The organism is Egicoccus sp. AB-alg2 (assembly GCF_041821065.1).
Classification (GTDB): Bacteria; Actinomycetota; Nitriliruptoria; order Nitriliruptorales; family Nitriliruptoraceae; genus Egicoccus.
Map to the genome: position 1 here is coordinate 1 of NZ_JBGUAX010000006.1, position 18,708 is coordinate 18,708.

Genomic DNA, 18,708 nt, shown 5'->3' on the forward strand with positions numbered 1-18,708 from the left:
ACCGCAGTCACGCGGACCGGAGAGGTTACCGCGTCGGGCTGCGATCGGCCAACCGAGCGGTTGGCAGCGTTGCTCGGCGTTGCGAGCAGACCACGGAGTGTAGGCCGCTGCGTCTCGCCGTGCAACTTCGTGCTGTTGTCAGTGCCGCTCGGGCGGGGGCGGAAGCTAGCAACCGTCCCCGGTCCAACCAAACCGGGTGCTGGTGAATCCTGGTGAGGATCCGTGCGGCAGGTCGGCCGCACCACCCGGCGGAGGCGGCATGGTAGCCGGGTCCCCCGGGGGCGCAAATCGGCGGCGCTCACCTCAGTCCGGAACGCCCCGCACGATCTCGCGCAGACCGTGGGCGATCCGCTCGCGGTCCTCCGGCGGCAACAGGGCAGCGATACGACTCTCTTGGGCGTTGAACGCGGGATAGACCTCCGCGATCAGCTTCTCGCCCTCGCCCGTCAGCGACACGCTCACGAGGCGCCGGTCCTCGTCGTGACGACGCCGAGCCACGAGGCCGCGCCGCTCGAGCGTGTCCAACACCCCGGTCAGCGTGCCCTTGGTGACGTTGGCCTCGGCCGCGAGGTGACGGGCCTCCATCTCACCCCAGATCCACAGCACCCACAGCGTGACGAACGCCGTCCACGAGAGCTGCGCCGGCGCGAGCACCGACTGCTCCATGTGCCGTCGCACCGCGGAGGCGGCGCGGTAGATGTTGGACACGACCGACAGCGCGGCGAAATCCACCTCGACGTCGCTGGCGGCCAGCCGGTCGACGATGTCGCGCTCGGCCTCGATCAGGTCGTCCAGGCGCGGCGTGGTCGGATCCGTCACGCGGCGGTCGGCGGGTTGCTCGAGGGCCGCCATCAGGCGGAGACCGCGGTCGCCGGCCGGGCCGCGGTCGCCGGCGGGGCGGCGGTCGCCGTCCGGGCCCTATGCGCTTGCACGTCCGCGACGAACGCCTCGAACAGCGGCCGGTCGGCGCCGCCCATCTTCTCCGGGTGCCACTGCACCGCGAGCAGGGGCCAGTCGCCGTCGGCAGGCTCGACCGCCTCGATGATCCCGTCGGGTGCCACGGCGCTGACCCGCAGCGTCGCGGGCAGGTCCGCGACCGCCTGGTGGTGGATGGTGTTGACGATCCGCTCCCCCGGCCCGAAGACCGCGGCCAGACGGGTCCCCGCCCGGATGTCGACCGGGTGGCGGGCCGCCAGCACCGCAGCCGGGTCGTCCGAGATCGGCGGGTGGACGGTGCCGGGCTCGCAGATCTCCTGCCGCAGGGTGCCGCCCTGTGCGACCACGGCGAGCTGCATCCCCCGGCAGATCGCCAGCGTGGGCAGACGGCGCGCCCGCGCCCGGCGCAGCAGCGCGAGCTCACTGCGGTCCGCGGCGGCGTCCACGTCCTTGCTGCCGAGATCCGCAGCGCCGTAGCTGGCGGGGTCCACGTCCCCGCCGCCGGCGACGAGCAGGCCGTCGACGGCATCGAGCACCGCGTCGGCTTCCTCGTCGTCGGCGAGGTGCGGCACGAGCAGTGGGATGCCGCCGGCGTCCCGCACGCTGGTCACGTACTCGTCGGCCAGCGTGTTCAGCAGCGTGCGCTCACCGACGAACGTGGGCAGTTCGCGGCGCCAGACGGTCAGGGCGATCCGGGGTCGCACGTCGTGGCCCTCTCAGCGGCTGTCCCCGGAGTCTAACCATTCGGCCCCGAACGGCAGCCGGCCGAACGCGTCCGGGGGCGGCGCGGCCGCCCCCCATGTGCGGCGGCCGCTGCCTCGAATGGCCCGCCGGCGAGGACCGTCACCGCGCAGCGGCGGCACGTTCGCTGAGCTCGGTCATCATCTCCGCGTTCGCGAGCGTCGTGGTGTCGCCCAGATCGCGGCCCTCCGCGATGTCGCGCAGCAGACGACGCATGATCTTGCCCGACCGGGTCTTCGGCAGGTCGGGCGTGAACAGGATCGTCTTGGGCTTGGCGATCGGACCGAGCACCTTGCCGACGTGGGTGCGCAGCGTCTGCTCGAGATCGGCACCGTCGTCGTGTTCACCGCGCAGGGTCACGAAGGCGGCGATGGCCTGGCCGCTGGTCTCGTCGCTGCGCCCGACGACCGCGGCCTCCGCCACCGCCTCGTGCGAGACCAGGGCCGACTCGACCTCGGCGGTGGAGATGCGGTGGCCGGCCACGTTCATGACGTCGTCGACGCGACCGAGGATCCAGATGTCGCCGTCCTCGTCGATGCGGGCACCGTCCCCGGCGAAGTACCGGCCCGGGAAGCGCGAGAAGTAGGTGTCACGGAAGCGTTGTGGGTCCCCCCACACGCCGCGCAGCATGCCCGGCCAGGGCTGCCGGATGGTGAGGTAGCCGTCGCCGGGGCCGGGCAGCGGCTGCCCGTGCTCGTCGACCACCTCGACGCCGAACCCGGGAAGCGGTTGCATGGCACAGCCGGGTTTGGCGGCGTGCACCCCCGGCAGCGGCGTCAGCATCTGCCCGCCGGTCTCCGTCTGCCACCACGTGTCCACGACGGGGCAGCGGCCGCCGCCCACGACGTCGCGGTACCAGACCCAGGCCGCGGGGTTGATCGGCTCACCGACCGTGCCCAGCAGGCGCAGCGACGAGACGTCGTGGGCGTCGACGTGTTCACGTCCCCACTTCATGAAGGACCGGATCGCGGTCGGGGCGGTGTAGAGGATGGTGACGCCGTAGCGCTCGACCACCTCCCAGAAGCGGTCACGGCCGGGATGGTCCGGCGTGCCCTCGAACAGCACCGAGGTGGCGGCGTTGGCGAGCGGGCCGTAGACGATGTAGCTGTGGCCGGTGACCCAGCCGATGTCGGCCGCACACCAGAACACGTCGGTGTCCGGCCGCAGGTCGAAGGTCCACCGCGTCGTGGCCGCGACGTGCGTGAGGTAGCCGCCGGTCGTGTGCATCACCCCCTTCGGCTTCGCGGTCGTGCCCGAGGTGTAGAGCAGGAACAGCAACTGCTCGCTGTCGACCGGCACGGCCGGGATGGCGACCGGCTCGGCCGGGACCGCCTCGTGGTACCAGCGGTCGCGACCGTCCTGCATCCTCACCTCGGCGCCGGTGCGTCGGACCACCAGCACGTGCTCGACGGGGGTGTCACCGGCCAGCGCCTCGTCGGCGTTGTCCTTCAACGGGACCACGCCACCGCGCCGGAACCCGCCGTCGGCGGTGATCAGCACGCGGCAGCCGGCGTCCTCGATGCGGTCGCGCAGCGACGTGGCGGAGAAGCCGCCGAAGACGACCGAGTGGGCCGCCCCGAGCCGGGCGCAGGCCAGCATGCTGACCGGCAGCTCGGGGACCATCGGCAGGTAGATCGCCACCCGGTCGCCGCGTCGGACGCCGAGGTCGCGCAGCGTCGCCGCGACCCGTTGCACCTCGTCGAGGAGCTGCGCGTAGGTGATGCTGCGGCGGTCGTCGTTCTCGCCCTCCCAGTGGTAGGCGACCCGGTCGCCGAGGCCGGCCTCGACGTGCCGGTCGAGGCAGTTGTACGCGGCGTTCAGCTCACCGCCCACGAACCAGCGCGCGTCGGTGAGATCGCCCTCGACGGTGCGCTCGAACGGCGTGGCCCAGTCCAGGGACCTCGCCTGGCGCGCCCAGAACGCCTCGCGGTCGGCGAGCGCTTCCTCGTGCAGCGACGTGTCGCGGATCTGGGCCCGCGCGGCGAAGTCCGCCGGCGGTGGGTGGACGTCGCTCATCGCCGGGCCTCCTCGGTGTCCACCTCGACGCCGGACGGGTAGCGCACCGAGTCGACGAGCTGCTGCAGGTGTGCAGGCGGAGGTGGCGTGGCCTTCGTGACCGCCACGGTGACCACGAAGTTGATGACCGCCCCGATCGCGCCGATGCCCTGCGGGCTGATGCCGAACAGCTCGGGCATGTCGAGGTAGAGCACCCCGACCATGTAGGCGGCCGTCAGCGTCAGACCGGCGGCCATGCCGGCCACCGCGCCTTGGGCGTTGGCGCGTTTCCAGAAGATGCCGAGCACGATGGTCGGGAAGAAGCTCGCCGCAGCGAGGCCGAAGGCCAGCGCCACCACCTCGGCGACGAAGCCGGGTGGGTTGGCGCCGAAGTAGCCGGCGATGACGACCGCACCGGCCATGGCGATGCGTCCGACCAGCAGGCGTTGCTTCTCGGTCGCCTCGGGGCGCAGGCGCCGGTAGTAGAAGTCGTGCGCCACGGAGGACGAGATCACGAGCAGCAGCCCGGACGCGGTCGACAGCGCGGCCGCGAGTCCGCCGGCCACCACCAGCCCGATCACCGGCGCGGGCAGCCCGGCCACCTCCGGGGTCGCGAGCACCATGATGTCGTTGTCGATGGTGAGCTCGTTGGTGGCCTCGTCCGGCGTGTACTGGATGATCCCGTCGTCGTTGAGGTCGTCGTGGGCGAGCAGCCCGGTCTCCTCCCAGCCGTCGAACCAGGCCGGCATCTCCGCACGTGGCTGCTCGGCGACGGTCTCGAGCAGGTTGTACTTGGCGAACACGCCCACGGCCGGCGCGGTCGTGTAGAGCAGGGCGATGAAGAACAGCGCCCAGAACGCCGACCAGCGGGCGGCTCGCACCGAGCGGGTGGTGTAGAACCGCACGATCACATGGGGCAGCCCGGCCGTGCCGATCATCAACGAGGCCGTGATCAGGAAGACGTTGAGCTGGCTGTTGTTGGTGAACGGTGAGGAGTACTCGTCGAAACCGAGCTCGCGCTGCATGGCGTCGAGCTCGGTCATCACCCGGCCGAAGCTGACGTGCGGGATCGGCATGCCCGTCAGCTGCTGGGCGATCGCGAAGGCCGGGATGAGGTAGGCGACGATCAGCACGGAGTACTGCGCCACCTGCGTCCAGGTGATGCCCTTCATGCCCCCGAGCACTGCGTAGAACAGCACGATCGCCATGCCGACCAGGATGCCGATGGTGGTGGTGGTCTCCAGGAAGCGGCTGAAGACCACGCCCACACCGCGCATCTGCCCGACGACGTACGTGAACGAGACGAAGATGGCTGCCACGACCGCCACGAGCCGCGCCGTGTCCGAGTACCGGTCACCGACGAAGTCCGGGACGGTGTACTTGCCGAACTTGCGCAGGTAGGGCGCCAGCAGCAGGGCGAGCAGCACGTAGCCGCCCGTCCAGCCCATCAGGTAGACCGACCCGTCGTAGCCGGCGAACGCGATGATGCCGGCCATCGACAGGAAGGACGCGGCCGACATCCAGTCCGCCGCGACCGCCGCGCCGTTGGCGACCGTCGGCACGCCCTGCCCGGCGACGTAGAAGCCCTTGGTGTCGCGCACCCGGGACCGCCACGCGATCGTGATGTAGGTCCCGAAGGTCAGGACGACGAAGATCCAGGTCCAGAGGGTCACGCTCATCGGGCACCCCCGAGCTGCTCACGGTCCTCGGCGACACCGAACTCCTCGTCGAGCCGGTCCATCCGCCACGCGTAGATCCCGATGAGCACCACGAACACCACGATGGAGCCCTGCTGGGCGAACCAGAAACCCAGCGGGAAGTCGTTGATCACGACCCGGTTCAGCGTCTCCACCAGGAGGATGCCGAACACGTACGAGACCACGAACCACACGCTCAAGAGCGTGACCATCAATCGCAGGTTGCGGCGCCAGTAGGCCCGCTTGTCGGCTTCTGACACGTCGGTTCCTCTCCCGATCGCCGTGCAGCGTCGACGACCGCGCTCCCGGGCGGTCGAACGCGGGCAGCCAACGTCGGCACGCGGGAAGCAGACAAGGACGGATGCGCCCACCGGTGGGGACGGTCCCGCGAGCGGCGTCCAGCGCGGCCCGAGCGGTGATCGCGGTCGTCCGCCACCGCTCGGCGGCCGGAAGCGACCGTTCGTCGGGCCGGCGTCACCGCTGGGGCGGTGCGGACTCGCCCCGGCGAGGAGTTCGTCCTACACCTGGCCCGTCACCGGTCGAAGGGAGCGACGTGCCGGCGTCCACGCAGGCGCACGAGGAGGTCGGGACCGGCGCACCCGCCGGGCGCCGCTGGCCGCCCGCCGGCCGCGGGCAGGGGCTGCTGCTGCTCGCGGCCCTGGGGGTGGTCCTGGGCTCGTTCCTGCCCTGGGTGGACACCGTCGCGGGCCGGTTCACCGGGATGCACGGTGCCGGCGTGTGGACGTTCTACGCCGGTGTCCTCGGGCTCGCCGGCGGGCTCGTGCCGCGGCGGGGACTCGCACGGATCCACGGCGCCGTGCTGGCGCTGGTCGCGGTCGGGTTGCCACTGTGGCAGACCCTGCACCTCGCCAACGTCTGCGACTGGCGGACCTGCCTGCCGTCGGTCGGGCTCGTCCTGGTGGCCGGCTGCGGCGTCCTTGCGGGCCGGGCGAGTTGGCTGCTGGGCCGCGCGCCGGGATGAGGCGGGGATGACCTAGAGTCGGCGGGCGATGGGAGCCCCCCGTCCGGACGCCGAGCCGGACCCCGACGACGCCCTGTCCTTCCCGGTCGAGGGCGTCGCCGACCTGCAGGAGTACGACGCACCCGCCGAGGTCGACGCCGCGTTCGCCACCCAGCGACGTATCGCCGGGGCCTACTGCCTGGTGTTCCTCCTCGTGACGTTCGCCATCCCGGTGCTGACGGTGGCCTCGCCGTGGTGGACCCAGGCGCGGGTCGTCGGCGGCATGAGCCCCAGCTTCCTGATGGCGGGTGTCGGCCTGTACGTCTTCTTCGTCGTGCTCGGGCTCGCGGCCGCGACGCTGGCCGACAGCAGCGAGGACCGCATGCTCGGGCGCACCGGCGACGGCGACCGTGACGAGGACGGGGCGTGAGCGCGCAGACGTTCGCGTTGCTGCTGGTGCTGGCGGCCATCGGCATGCTGGTGAGCGTCACGGCGCGGGCCCGAGGCCGGGCGACGACCCTCGACTTCTACCTCGCCGGCCGGCGCGTGGGCACCGTGACGAACGCGTGCGCGATCTGCGGCGACTACTTCTCGGCCGCGTCGTTCCTCGGCGTCGCGGCCGCGGTGTACGCCAGCGGACTCGACGGCGTCTGGTACGCCGCCGGGTTCGCGGCCGGGTTCGTGCCCGTGCTGCTGTTCGTCGCCGCCCCGCTGCGCCGCTTCGGACGGATCTCGCTGCCCGACTTCCTGGGCGAGCGGTTCGCGTCCGAGCGGGTGCGACTGGTCGCCGTCGTGATCGTGCAGCTGGTCGTGCTCGCCTACCTCGTCCCGCAGGCGGTCGGGTCGGGCATCACCTGGGAGTTGCTGGTCGGCCGGGGGGTCGCCGGTCTGTCCCCGTACGCCACCGGGGTGATCGTGTCGGCCGTCCTGATCGCCGCGCTGGTGGTCATCGGCGGGATGCGCGGCACGACCTGGAACCAGGCGCTGCAGTTCCTCCTGCTGCTGACGGTGCTGCTGTGGCTCACGACGCTGGCGCTGTCGGCCGGCTTCTCCTATCCCGGGGCGGTCGACGAGGCCTCGGCCACCGCGCTGGAGGTCCCGGCCCCCGACGGCGAAGGGCTGACCACGACCCCCGACCGGCTGCGGCCCGAGCGCGACGCGGTCTTCGGCTCCCCCGGAGCGCGCTACGGCGGGCTGGGGCAGTTCGCGCTGCTGACCACGCTCGTGCTGGGCACGGCGGGTCTGCCGCACGTCATGAACCGCTACTTCACGTCACCGACCGGGCGGTCGACCCGGTTCACGACCGTGTGGGTGCTCGGGCTGGCGGGCGCCTTCTACGCGCTGGCGGTGCTGCTCGGCACGGCGGCCAGGGTCACGATCGCCGAGCACGCCGGAACCGCGCCCTGGCTGGACGAGCTCACCGTCGACGGCGTGCTGCGGGTGCCGGAGCACGCGCTGCTCGCGCTGGGGCGCATCCACGCCGGTGTGCCCGGGCTGGGGCTGGTGGCGACGGCCGCCTTCGCCGCCATGATCTCCACGATCGGCGGCCTGCTCCTGGCCGCGGCGGCCTCGTGGGGCCACGACGTCTACGAGCGCTATGTCAACCCGCGGGCCAGTCAGCGGCAGGCGATCCGGGCCGGGCGCGTCGCGGTCGCGGTCGCCTCCGCGGTGGCGGCCGGCGTGGCGCTGGCGCTCGAGCCCGCCCGGCTGTCGGCCGACTTCCCTTCGGTGGTGGCGCTGCTGGTGACCTGGGCGTTCGCGCTGGCAGGCTCGGCGCTGACCCCGGTGCTGCTGCTGGCGATCTGGTGGCGTGGGACCTCGACGCGGGGTGCGGTGGCAGGCATGGTGGCCGGCGCGTGCACGGCGGTCGTGCTGCTGGCGGCCGGGCTGTCGCGGGGTGGCGGCGCGGACGACCTCGGCTCGCTGCTGCTGGCGCCGACGTTGGTCGCGGCACCCGTCGCGACGCTGGCGACCGTGGTGCTCTCGCGCGTCGACGGGCAGCCCGCGGGCGTGACCGCCGTGTGGCTGCGCATGCACGGCACGGCCGCGGACCGGCAGGTGGAGCGGTTCGCGCGGCTGGCCTCGAGGCAGGGGCGCCAGCCGTGAGCCGCGGGGTCGGGCCGCTGATGGCCGTCACCAGCCTGGCGTGGTTGCTCGTGTGGGCCACCAGCCAGCTGGTCGTGGACCCGCCCCTGCCGACGGGCACGACCGTCCTGGTCGGCGTCGTGGCGACCAACCTCGCCATCCTGGGCTACCCGTCGGTGCTGCGCGGGCCTCGGCAGCGGTGGCGACGGCGGTCCGGTGACGACGAGGTCGGCGTCGCCTCCGTGGTGCGGCTGGGCGCCGGCCGCGGTGCGCTGCGGCAGGGTCTGACGCTGGAGGCGGCGGAGCGCACCGTTGACCTGCTGCGTCCGCTGCTCGGTGGGGACGCGGTGGCGATCACCGATCTGGACCGCATGCTGGCCTTCGCCGGGCCGGGCGCCGACCACCACACCCCCGGCTCCGAGCTGTGGGCGCCCGAGCGGGAACGGGTCGTGCGCTCCGGACGCTCCGCGGTCGGGACGGACCTCGGCTGTCCGCAGCCTGGCTGTCCGCTGCGCTCGGCGGTGTTCGCGCCCTTGAAGGTCGGTGACGAGGTCGTCGGGACGGTGACGGTCTACCGGCAGACCGAGGAGCCGCCGCACGTCGAGCTGGTCGAAGGCGTCGCCGGGGTGCTGAGCTTGCACCTGGAGCTGGCCGAGCTGGAGGCGCGGGCGCGCCTGTCGGCCGACACGCAGCTGGAGGTGCTGCGCGCGCAGATCAATCCGCACTTCCTGTTCAACGTCCTCAACACGATCGCGTCGAAGGCGCGGACCGACCCGTCCGAGACCCGCCAGCTGCTGCTGCGCCTGGCGGACTTCTTCCGCTACGCCATCGACCAGCAGGGGCAGTTCGCCGAGTTCGCGCAGGAGTACTTCTTCGTGCGGACGTACGTGACGCTGGAGCAGGCCCGGTTCGGCGACGACCTGCGCGTCGAATACGACGTCGACCCGCAGGTGCTGGGCGTGCGGGTGCCGGTGCTGCTCATCCAGCCGCTGGTGGAGAACGCCATCAAGCATGGCCTCAGCCGCAAGGTCGGCCGCGGCACCGTGATCCTGCGGGCACGCGTCGACCCGCTGGCCAGTTCGCTCAACGTCCTGGTGCGCGACGACGGGGTCGGGATGGAGCCCGAGACGCTGCAGCGCATCCGCAGCGGCGATGGTGTTGCGCCCGGGGTGCCGGATTCCGACGGGCACGCCACGAGCCCGCCGCATCGCGGCGGTGGGGTCGGGCTCGCCAACATCGACCAGCGCCTGGGATTGCTGTTCGGTGACCGCTACGACCTCACGGTGCGCTCACGTCCGGGCGACGGCACCGACGTGCGACTACGCATACCCCTGCGGTGAACGAGGAGCGGACCGTGGGCGAGCACGACGAGGCGGCGCGACCGGCGCGGTGCCTGCTCGTCGACGACGAGTCTCCCGCCCGCGACGAGTTGCGGTTCCTGCTGTCCGAGGTGGATGGCGTGGTCGTCGTTGGCGAGGCCGCCACCGCCGAGGAGGCGCAGGCGCTGCTGGACTCGATCGAGTACGACGTGCTGTTCCTCGACGTGCGCATGCCCGGGATGGGTGGGCTGGAGCTGGCCAGGGCACTGCGGGAGCGGGAGCGCTCCCCCGCCGTGATCTTCACGACCGCCTATCCCGAGCACGCCGTGACGGCCTTCGACCTCGAGGCGGTCGACTACCTGGTGAAGCCCTTCGACGACGAGCGGCTCCACCGCGCCCTGGAACGTGCCCTGGAGCACCGGTCGGGGACCGCGGCGAACCCGTCGCGACCGTCGCCTGCCCGCGGAGCGGCGTCCGCGTCGGGTGCCGTGCCGTCGTCGGGTGCGGCGCCGGGGTCGGCGCCGCCGGGGGTGGCCGGAGACCCGCCGGGGCACGGGCGCCACGAGGTAGCCGCGCGCATCCCGGTGCACAAGGGCGACCGCGTCATCCTCGTCGACGAACGCCAGGTCCTGTACGCGCACGCGCGGCGCGGCTACGCCGAGCTCCGGACCGGTGATGCGACCTTGCTGGCGTCGTTCACGCTCCAGGACCTCGAGCGGCGGTTGTCGTCGGACTTCTGCCGCACGCACCGCTCCTACCTCGTCAACCTGCGCCACGTCCGCGAGGTGTTGCCGATGGTCGGGGGTGCGCTCGAGCTGGTGATGGCCGACCGCTCGCGGGTGCCGGTCTCACGCCGGCAGGCCACCGACGTCCGCCGCCGCCTCGGCATGTGACACTCGTCGGCGACGCCCCGGTCGCGGGGTCGGTCCCGGACGGTGGCCCGTCTCAGACCAGCAGGCGTGACACGGCCTCGTCGAGCAGGAACCAGCCGTCCTCGGTGCATTGCAACCGGCCGCAGGCCGTCGTGATCAGGCCGGCGGCCATCGCGTCCTCGAGCGCGAGCGGGTCCAGCGGCGGGACGTCGGCGGGATGCAGGCCCTCGCGGACCCGGAGGCCGAGCAGGAGGCGTTCCTCGGCCTGCTCGTCGAGGTCGAGGTCCTCGCTGCCGGAGATCGGTGACTCCCCTGCTTCGACGGCCGCGAGATACCGCGCCGTCGAGCGGGTCGTCCACCAGCGGCGACCAGCGAGATGCCCGTGGGCACCTACGCCGACCGCGAGGTAGTCGCCGTGCCGCCAGTACAGCAGGTTGTGGCGGCTGCGCCGCCCCGAGCCCAACGCCCAGTTCGACACCTCGTAGTGCTCGAATCCGCCGGCGCCGAGGACCTCACGGGCGATCGCGAACCGGTCGGCTTGCACGTCGTCGTCAGGAGCCGGCAGCACACCCTTGGCGATCGCGCGCCCGAACGGGGTGCTGTCGTGGATCGTCAGCGCGTACGCGGAGACATGGTCGGTGCCGGCGGCCAGCACGGTCCGCAACGTGTCACGCCAGTCGTCGTCGGTCTCGCCGGGCGTCCCGAAGATGAGGTCGAGGTTGATCTCCGCGACGCCGGCGGTGCGGGCCTGGTGGACGGCCTCGACGGGGCGCTGCGCGGTGTGGCCTCGCTCGAGGGTCGTCAGCACCGACGGGGTGAACGACTGCGCCCCCATGGAGACGCGGGTCACGCCCGCCGTGACCAAGGCACCGAACAGGGCCTCGCTGGCCGTCTCCGGGTTGCACTCGACGGTGACCTCCGCCGTCGGTGCGACGTCGAGTTCCTCGTGGACGGCTCGTACGAGCCCGGCGAGCAGCTCGGGTGGCAGCAGCGTCGGGGTGCCACCACCGACGAAGATCGAGGTGACCGTCGGCCAGGCGTCGTCGAGAGGGGCGCGCCGGCTGGCGGGGCCGTGGGCACGGCGTCCGGCCGCGACCTGGCGGGCGAGGTCACGACGCACGGCCTGCGTGTACCGCTGGAACAGCGCGTCGGTGTCGTCGCGGCCGCCGACGGCCTCGGTCGCGAAGTCGCAGTAGCCGCAGCGGTGGTGGCAGAAGGGCACGTGCAGGTAGACCCCGAAGCCGGCGGCCGCGCCGGACTCCACGGGGTCGTCGAGCCAGCGCGTTGGCGTCGACGCGACGGTCAGAGGCTGGTGCACGGTCAGTCCCAGGGGTCCACGGGCAGCCGCTCGCGTACCGCGGCCGCCAGTTCCGGGTCGGCGGTGGTGGCCAGCAGGCGAGCCGGGAAGCGGGTCACCTCGTGCAGGGCCCGGGCGCGGTGGCAGTCGCGCACGAGCAGGAACAGCGCCGACTCGCCGTCGGCGAGCTCCTCGCCCATCTGCTTCATCTGGTCGTCGTCGATGCCGTAGTCGCGCAGCTTGCCGAACAGGCCGCCGGCGGCGGCGCCGAGCGCGCCACCGATCAGCGGCCCACCCGGGCCGAGGAACAGCCCGGCGAGGATGCCGAGCCAGGCGCCGCCCATCGCCCCGGTGCGCGGCGTCACGTCCCGGGTCTGGGTGATGCGCACCCGGGTACCGACGCGGGTGACGATCGCGGCGTCCTCGAGGTCGAGGTGCTGGCGACCGACCAGGCGCATGGTGGCGAGCAGCGCCTCCTGCGCCCGCAGCGGCCCGTCGAAGACGAACGCCCACAGGTCGGACTTGCTGTCGGCGCGGGCGGCCTGCGCGAGCGCGTCGAGGGCCCGGACCTCCTCACCGGTGAGCGTGTCGCGCGGGTCCTGCTCGGCCGGGGGCGGCGGTGGCGGGATCTGGCTCATCGCGGCGTCCTCGAATTGCGGTGGGCGTCGGCGGGCGGGGGGTGCGGTCGGGGACGCCCCGATGCTCGGTGCCCGGCGTGCCTGTTGCGGACGGGAGGCGTCCGTATCGCGTCGTAGCGTCCACCCGCACGGTACCCGCCGGTACCACACCCATCCGGGAGAGGAGCTCGGCATGGAGACGCCCCCGCGGCTGGCGCCGCTGCTGGCGCAGTTCGACACCTCGGTCGAGGCCCTGCGCGAACGGCTGGCCGGCGTCGACGACCGCGAGTGGCGCTGGGAGCCGGGACCGAACGCGTGGACGGTGCGACCGTTGGACGGCGGCTGGCGACGCGACCGGGAGGACGAGCGGGATCCGGCCGGCACGGTGCGCACCATCGCCTGGCTGGCCGGGCACCTCGCGGAGATGGGGCTGCTGCGCGCCGACTACACCGACGGGGACTACGAGCTGACGCCCTACGGACTGTGCACGCAGTGGCCCGGCACCGCCGCCGAGGGGGTCGCGTTCCTGTTCGAGGGCCTGGGCCGCTGGCGTGCCACGCTGTCCCGAATGAGTGACGGGGACCTCGACATGGTCGGCCGCAGCCAGATGCCGTGGGGGCTGGACCCGCAGCTGCCGCTCCTGGACATCGTCTGGTGGGTGAACCGCGAGCTCATCCACCATGCTGCGGAGATCGCCTACGTCCGCGACCTGTACGGCCAGCTCGGCCGTACCGACGAGGAGCGCAAGCCATGAGCACCCCGATCGGCTTCCAGATCACCTTCGACGCGTTGGACCCGCACACGCAGGCGCGGTTCTGGGCGGAGGCGCTCGGCTACGAGCTCGAACTGGGCGACGACTTCATCCGCTCCATGCTCGAGCGGGGCGTCGCGACGCAGGACGACGTGGTCGAGATCGACGGGCATCTGTTCTGGCGCACGGGCGCGGCGATCCGCCATCCCGCCGACCGTGACGTCGGTCCCTACGACGATCCGGCGCCGCGACGACTGTTGTTCATGGCCGTGCCGGAAGCGAAGTCCGTGAAGAACCGTGTGCATCTTGACCTCAACGTCGGCCACGACCACATCGACGCCGAGGTGCAGCGGCTGACGCAGCTCGGCGCGAAGGCGCTGTACTCGATCGACGAGCCCGGGGCCTTCCACACCACGATGGCCGACCCCGAAGGCAACGAGTTCTGCGTCCAGTAGCGGCGGCCAGCCCGGAGCGACTCCCTCCGCCGCAAGGGAACCTGCCGAACCCGCTGCTTCGACCCCCCCCCCGGAGGAGCGGATCCCGCCGCCCACGTCGGAGACCTCGCCGTACACCTGACCGGGCTGCCCCATCGACGCGAGGTTTCCGTCGCTGACGATGGAAACCTCGCCGTACACCCGAGCGGGCTGCCCCATCGACGCGCGGTTTCCGTCGCTCACCACGGAAACCCGGCGCCGTCGAGCCGGGCCCGCGCCGGTGGCCGCGTCGCGTCAGCTGCGGGCGGTGCGGACGGCTTGGATCTGGCGAACCTCGAGCTGCTCCGTGCTGGACGGCCCTTCGATCTCGCCGAGGTCGAACTCGCCGTTGAGCTCCTCCAGGGGCGAGTCCACCACGAACGAGGCGCCGTACACGATCGAGGCCGAGATCGTGTAGGTCCCGTCCGGGTCGTCGAGGGTCGAGGCGACCGCGTACGTGTAGGAGCAGTCCGTCGACTGCTCCTCGAACGACCTCGAGGTGTCGTACACCGCACCGGGACCGTCGCAGACCTGCTCGCCGCCGTCTCCCATCGACCACACGACACGGCGCGGTTCGAGCGTCGCGGTCACCGAGATCGCTCCCGCGGAAGCGGTCGCGGAGCGCGGCTCCCATGCCTCAGGGTCGATGGCCAGCCACGACGCCAGGCCGGTGATGTGTGGGCTCGGCGCAAGCGGCGCCAGCCGCAACTCCCCCGCCACCGCATCGACGGACCCGACGGCCGTTTGGATCACCTCACGCAGCAGAGCCTGCGGCCCGACGCCCTCGTCCTCCCCCGGCACATACCACCGGTAGACGAATCCACCACCGTCGCAGTCGACCAGATACCAGCGCGCCCCCGAGTCGAAGTAGTCGGTGACGACCTGATCCACATACGGATCCCACGACTCTTCCACCGCCGCATACCGGCACGGATTCGCAACGGTGCTGACCTCCCGGCCGCGAGCCGGTTGCTGCTGAGCTGGTGCGCTGTCGACGGCGCCGATATCAATGCCCTTGCCGTCTTCGACTTCGACAACACAACTTCGCCCCTGGCTCATGTCAGAGCAAGGATCACCTGCCGATGCAAAGGCCGCGCTGGCGGTCAACAGGACAAGCGCCGCCGCTGCCAATGCCAGTTGGCTGACTTGCTTCAACATTCGTCAGTACCAGCTGGTGACATCTGCGTTACTCGGAGGCGCGGCTCATCCTCGTCGTCCAGTTGCACGAACTCGATGAGCCGGTCCTGGGCGAAAGTTCCTTCGGGGGCCCGGTAAGTCATCTCGAGTGAATCTGCCGCATATTGACCCGTGCGCGGACCCGTGGTGAAGCATTCACGCACGACCGCAGCGCCGCCCTCGAACTGGGTGATCCACACACGGTCTACCGACGTATCCGGGGAGCGCTCTACGACAGCGCGGGATGCAAGCGAATCGATGGTCTCTCGCACCGAGTCGAGCGCAGTCCCGAAGTGGCTGTCCTGAAGCTCACGATCAGTCGATTCTCCGGTCGCGTACGCGGTGTACTCGACGTCATAAGCATTGGCATAAGCGTCGAGGATGAGTTGTTCGAGTTCGTCGGGGATGTCGTTGTCGGGGTCGGGGGTGAGTTCGGGGAGGGGGGCGTATAGCGGTTCGTCCTCGCCGATGGCCGGCGCGTCGTCGGCCGGCTCGTCAACCGGCTCCTCGGTGGCTTCCGGCTCGGGCTCGGCTTCGTTCGCCGGTGAGGTCTCGAGTGGCTCCTCGGCCTCGGCGAGCGGGGCGTCGAGGCCGTCCTCGTCCGCTGCCCCGCTACAGGCGAGCAGCAGCCCGCAGGTAGCGATGCCCGCCACCCCCGTCCGGCTTCTGGAGCCTGCGCGCCACCTCACCGGCGAACCCCCCGTTCGTACTACGTTCTCATGTGTTTTCGCGCGTTCTCGCTACGCGGCGCCCGACCCTACCCACTCCGACTGGGTGGTGCTAGCCGTTGTCCACAGGGCGGAAGCGCTCGCGCGGGTGCCGCCGTCCGCGCGACAGGAGTGCGGAACTGGCCGAAGGCGGCGCGTCTTCCCAGGCCGGGGCAACCGCCGCGAGGCGCCGGTCTCGGGGCCCGCCAACGGTTGTCGACCCGCTGGCATGCGACGCGTGCATCTCGTGGGGCACGTCTTGCGCGTCAGGAGGCACGTATCCGGGCCCGGTCCCGTTCAGCGGCCCCATCGGCGCGGCGCACGAGACCGGTCGCCGGGCGGCCGGCGCCGGCGGGCCGCGCCAGCGTCCGACCGGGCGAGCGCCCGGAGCGCCCCCGCTGTCAGCGGGTCGCGCAGGACACGCCCGGTGTCAGCGGGTCGCGCGGGACGGGGCGTCGTCGGAGGCGTCGGCCAGGGCCGGCAGACCGTCGATCGAGACGGCGTTCTTGCGCCGGCGGTAGGTCTCCAGTTGTTCGTCGGTCTTGTTGTCGACCCACTTCTTCAGGGTGGGCCGCTCCTCGACGAGCCCCATCCGCGGGATCGAGTAGCCGCACGACGTCGACACCCGGTCGGCCGTCACCTCGATGATCGAGCGGCTACCCCGCATCGGCGGCAGGACGGCATCGAGCTCGGCGTGTCCCTCATCGCCCTCGAGCAGGACCCGGCCCGTGCCGTGCACGCGGACGAGCTTTGCCGCCCGGTCGAACCCGCACCACAGCAGCACGATGCGCCCGTCGTCGCGCAGGTGGGCGATCGACTCGGCAGTCGAGCCGGTCAGGTCGCGGTAGGCCAGCCGATGCGGTCCGAGCACACGCAGCGTGTCGTAGCCCTTGGGCGACACGTTGACGTGGCCGCCCGACGACGGCGCCGTGCCGACGAAGAACACCGGCTGCGCCTCGATCCAGGCCGCAAGCTCGCCGTCGAGCCCCTCGGGAAGGATCTTGCTCATCCGTCACTCCTCGCAGGACCTGCCGACCGCCACGGCCGACGATCCGCGGGCCTCCCGATCACCGCGGGCAGCCCGATGGCGTCGGCGGCCGCCGGCGGACGTCAGTCGCTCTTGCTGCTCCCGCCCCCACCGGTGCGCAGCGCCGACACGAACGCCTCCTGCGGGATCTCCACGGAGCCGACGTTCTTCATGCGCTTCTTGCCCTCTTTCTGCTTCTCGAGGAGCTTGCGCTTCCGTGACACGTCACCGCCGTAGCACTTCGCGAGCACGTCCTTGCGCTTGGCCTTGATCGTCTCACGGGCGATGATCTTCGAGCCGATCGCGGCCTGCACGGGCACGTCGAACATCTGCCTCGGGATCAGCTCCTTGAGCTTCTCCACCATCGCCTTGCCGAACGTGTACGCCTCGTCGCGATGGACGATCGAGCTGAACGCGTCGACCGGCTCGCCGTTGAGCAGCACGTCGACGCGGACCAGGTTCGATTCCTGGTAGCCCGACGGCTCGTAGTCCAGCGACGCGTACCCGCGCGTGATCGACTTCAGCTGGTCGAAGAAGTCCGTGATGATGGACGCGAGCGGCAGCTGGTAGCGCAACTCGACCCGTTCCTCGGTGAGGTAGTCCATCGCCTCCATGTTGCCGCGACGGCCCTCGCACAGCTGCATGACCGGCCCGACGTAGCTGGACGGGGTCAGGATCATGACCCGGACCGTCGGCTCGGCGATCGTGGCGATCTGGTTGGGCTCGGGCAGCTCCTGCGGGTTGGAGACCTCCTGCACGATCGGCGCGCCGGTCTCCGGGTCCGTCTTCTCCAGCGTCACCCGGTAGCGCACCGACGGCGAGGTGGTGACCAGCGGGATGTCGAACTCGCGGTCCAGGCGCTCGGTGATGATCTCCAGGTGCAGCAGGCCGAGGAAGCCGCAGCGGAAACCGAACCCCAGCGCCGCCGAGGTCTCCGGCTCGTACGAGAACGAGGCGTCGTTGAGGCGGAGCTTGTCGAGCGCGTCGCGCAGCAGCGGGAAGTCGTCGGAGTCGATCGGGTACAGCCCGGAGAACACCATCGGCAGCGGCTCGCGGTAGCCGGGTAGCGGCTGCACGTCGCGAAACTTCTTGCCGGCCAGTGTGATCGTGTCGCCGACCTTCGCCTCGGCCACGTTCTTGATCGCGGCCGACAGCACGCCGACCTCGCCGACGCCGAGCGCGTCGATCGGCGTCTCCTCGGGTGAGTTGACGGCGAGGTCGTCGATCTCGCCCTCGAACCCGGTCGCAAGCAGCCGGATCCTGTCGCGCGGCTTCAGCTGCCCGTCGACCACCCGGAAGTAGACGAGCGTGCCGCGATAGGCGTCGTAGAACGAGTCGAAGATCAGCGCCCGCGGCGGCCCGTCGACGTCGCCGGTCGGCGGCGGCACGCGGTCCACGATCGCGTCCATGACCTCGCGCACGCCCTCGCCGGTCTTGGCCGAGATGCGCAGCACGTCCTCCGGCTCGCCACCGATGATCGCGGCGATCTCCCGAGCGATCTCGTCCGGCCGGGCGGCCGGCAGGTCGATCTTGTTCATGACCGGGATGATCTCCAGGTCCGCCTCGAGCCCGAGGTAGAGGTTCGCGATCGTCTGCGCCTCCATCCCCTGCGCCGCGTCGACCAGGAGCACCGCGCCCTCGCAGGCGTTGAGGGCCCGCGACACCTCGTAGGAGAAGTCGACGTGCCCGGGCGTGTCGATCAGGTTGAGCAGGTACTCGTCGCCGACGTCGCCCAGCGGCTTGTACGGCAGCCGGGCCGCCTGGGCCTTGATCGTGATGCCGCGCTCGCGCTCGATGTCCATCTTGTCGAGGTACTGCGCCCGCATCTTGCGGGGATCGACCAACTCGGTCAGCTGCAGCATCCGGTCGGCCAGCGTCGACTTGCCGTGGTCGACGTGCGCCACGATGCAGAAGTTGCGGATGCGCTCGATCGGATAGGTCACGGCGGCAGGTGCCTCGAGGTGGAAGTGGCAGCGGTGCGCCACCGCGCGACAGGAGCGCGGTGGACCCGGAGCGTACCGGCGGCACGGCCGCCGGCCGCCCGCCGTCGCCGT

18 protein-coding genes are annotated in these 18,708 nt (G+C 71.6%); 7 read left to right on the forward strand and 11 right to left on the reverse strand.

The annotated features are described in order from the left end of the window. Positions 1–303: 303 nt before the first annotated feature. The 5 genes from ACERM0_RS12235 to ACERM0_RS12255 all read right to left on the reverse strand — a co-directional run bounded on the left by ACERM0_RS12235 (position 304) and on the right by ACERM0_RS12255 (position 5,629). Positions 304–819, reverse strand: a complete 516-nt coding sequence (locus ACERM0_RS12235; protein ID WP_373678885.1) for a MarR family winged helix-turn-helix transcriptional regulator — start codon at positions 817–819, stop codon at positions 304–306. Positions 820–851: 32 nt separating this feature from the next. Then, positions 852–1,640 carry a gamma-glutamyl-gamma-aminobutyrate hydrolase family protein gene (locus tag ACERM0_RS12240; RefSeq protein ID WP_373678886.1) on the reverse strand — a complete coding sequence of 263 codons (789 nt, stop codon included), beginning with the start codon at positions 1,638–1,640 and terminating at the stop codon, positions 852–854. Positions 1,641–1,779: 139 nt separating this feature from the next. Continuing rightward, complete coding sequence (acs, locus tag ACERM0_RS12245) at positions 1,780–3,693, reverse strand: acetate--CoA ligase (protein ID WP_373678887.1); 1,914 nt, start codon at positions 3,691–3,693, stop codon at positions 1,780–1,782. After that, positions 3,690–5,351 carry a sodium:solute symporter family protein gene (locus ACERM0_RS12250; RefSeq protein ID WP_373678888.1) on the reverse strand — a complete coding sequence of 554 codons (1,662 nt, stop codon included), beginning with the start codon at positions 5,349–5,351 and terminating at the stop codon, positions 3,690–3,692. Before ACERM0_RS12250 ends, acs begins: the two co-directional genes overlap by 4 nt. Next, complete coding sequence (locus ACERM0_RS12255; RefSeq protein ID WP_373678889.1) at positions 5,348–5,629, reverse strand: DUF4212 domain-containing protein; 282 nt, start codon at positions 5,627–5,629, stop codon at positions 5,348–5,350. The genes ACERM0_RS12250 and ACERM0_RS12255 overlap by 4 nt, the downstream gene beginning before the upstream one ends. Positions 5,630–5,922: 293 nt before the next feature. Between ACERM0_RS12255 and ACERM0_RS12260 the strand changes: the two genes are divergently transcribed. Genes ACERM0_RS12260 through ACERM0_RS12280 form a run of 5 tightly spaced genes read left to right on the forward strand, consistent with a single transcriptional unit; the run spans position 5,923 to position 10,627 of the window. After that, on the forward strand, positions 5,923–6,351 hold the full coding sequence (locus tag ACERM0_RS12260) for a hypothetical protein (RefSeq protein ID WP_373678890.1): 429 nt from the start codon (positions 5,923–5,925) through the stop codon (positions 6,349–6,351). 28 nt (positions 6,352–6,379) lie between these two features. Further along, positions 6,380–6,760, forward strand: coding sequence for a hypothetical protein (locus ACERM0_RS12265; RefSeq protein ID WP_373678891.1), 381 nt, complete (start codon positions 6,380–6,382; stop codon positions 6,758–6,760). After that, on the forward strand, positions 6,757–8,436 hold the full coding sequence (locus tag ACERM0_RS12270; RefSeq protein ID WP_373678892.1) for a cation acetate symporter: 1,680 nt from the start codon (positions 6,757–6,759) through the stop codon (positions 8,434–8,436). The genes ACERM0_RS12265 and ACERM0_RS12270 overlap by 4 nt, the downstream gene beginning before the upstream one ends. Beyond that, positions 8,433–9,755 (forward strand): histidine kinase, encoded by a 1,323-nt coding sequence (locus ACERM0_RS12275; protein WP_373678893.1) that lies wholly within the window; start codon positions 8,433–8,435, stop codon positions 9,753–9,755. Before ACERM0_RS12270 ends, ACERM0_RS12275 begins: the two co-directional genes overlap by 4 nt. Positions 9,756–9,769: 14 nt before the next feature. Continuing rightward, positions 9,770–10,627 (forward strand): LytR/AlgR family response regulator transcription factor, encoded by an 858-nt coding sequence (locus ACERM0_RS12280; RefSeq protein ID WP_373678894.1) that lies wholly within the window; start codon positions 9,770–9,772, stop codon positions 10,625–10,627. A 52-nt stretch (positions 10,628–10,679) separates the two neighbouring features. Here the strand turns inward: ACERM0_RS12280 and hemW are convergent, their stop codons facing one another. Further along, the gene (hemW, locus tag ACERM0_RS12285; protein WP_373678895.1) at positions 10,680–11,924 is read right to left on the reverse strand and encodes a radical SAM family heme chaperone HemW; all 1,245 of its coding nucleotides are present in this window, start codon (positions 11,922–11,924) and stop codon (positions 10,680–10,682) included. A 2-nt stretch (positions 11,925–11,926) separates the two neighbouring features. Then, positions 11,927–12,541: a DUF1269 domain-containing protein gene (locus ACERM0_RS12290; protein ID WP_373678896.1), complete on the reverse strand. Its 615-nt coding sequence runs from the start codon at positions 12,539–12,541 to the stop codon at positions 11,927–11,929. 172 nt (positions 12,542–12,713) lie between these two features. On the opposite strand from ACERM0_RS12290, the gene ACERM0_RS12295 reads away from it, so the two are divergent. Together ACERM0_RS12295 and ACERM0_RS12300 are read left to right on the forward strand one after the other, a co-directional pair. Further along, on the forward strand, positions 12,714–13,274 hold the full coding sequence (locus tag ACERM0_RS12295) for a DinB family protein (protein ID WP_373678897.1): 561 nt from the start codon (positions 12,714–12,716) through the stop codon (positions 13,272–13,274). Beyond that, on the forward strand, positions 13,271–13,726 hold the full coding sequence (locus tag ACERM0_RS12300) for a VOC family protein (protein ID WP_373678898.1): 456 nt from the start codon (positions 13,271–13,273) through the stop codon (positions 13,724–13,726). Before ACERM0_RS12295 ends, ACERM0_RS12300 begins: the two co-directional genes overlap by 4 nt. A 273-nt stretch (positions 13,727–13,999) precedes the next feature. Here ACERM0_RS12300 and ACERM0_RS12305 read toward each other — a convergent pair whose 3' ends face one another. From ACERM0_RS12305 to lepA, 4 genes are all read right to left on the reverse strand, one after another. After that, positions 14,000–14,902, reverse strand: a complete 903-nt coding sequence (locus tag ACERM0_RS12305; protein ID WP_373678899.1) for a hypothetical protein — start codon at positions 14,900–14,902, stop codon at positions 14,000–14,002. Then, the gene (locus ACERM0_RS12310; RefSeq protein ID WP_373678900.1) at positions 14,896–15,573 is read right to left on the reverse strand and encodes a hypothetical protein; all 678 of its coding nucleotides are present in this window, start codon (positions 15,571–15,573) and stop codon (positions 14,896–14,898) included. The genes ACERM0_RS12305 and ACERM0_RS12310 overlap by 7 nt, the downstream gene beginning before the upstream one ends. Before the next feature lie 484 nt (positions 15,574–16,057). Further along, positions 16,058–16,636, reverse strand: coding sequence for a pyridoxamine 5'-phosphate oxidase family protein (locus ACERM0_RS12315; protein WP_373678901.1), 579 nt, complete (start codon positions 16,634–16,636; stop codon positions 16,058–16,060). Positions 16,637–16,737: 101 nt separating this feature from the next. Next, complete coding sequence (lepA, locus tag ACERM0_RS12320; RefSeq protein WP_373679255.1) at positions 16,738–18,597, reverse strand: translation elongation factor 4; 1,860 nt, start codon at positions 18,595–18,597, stop codon at positions 16,738–16,740. Between the last annotated feature and the right edge of the window lie 111 nt (positions 18,598–18,708).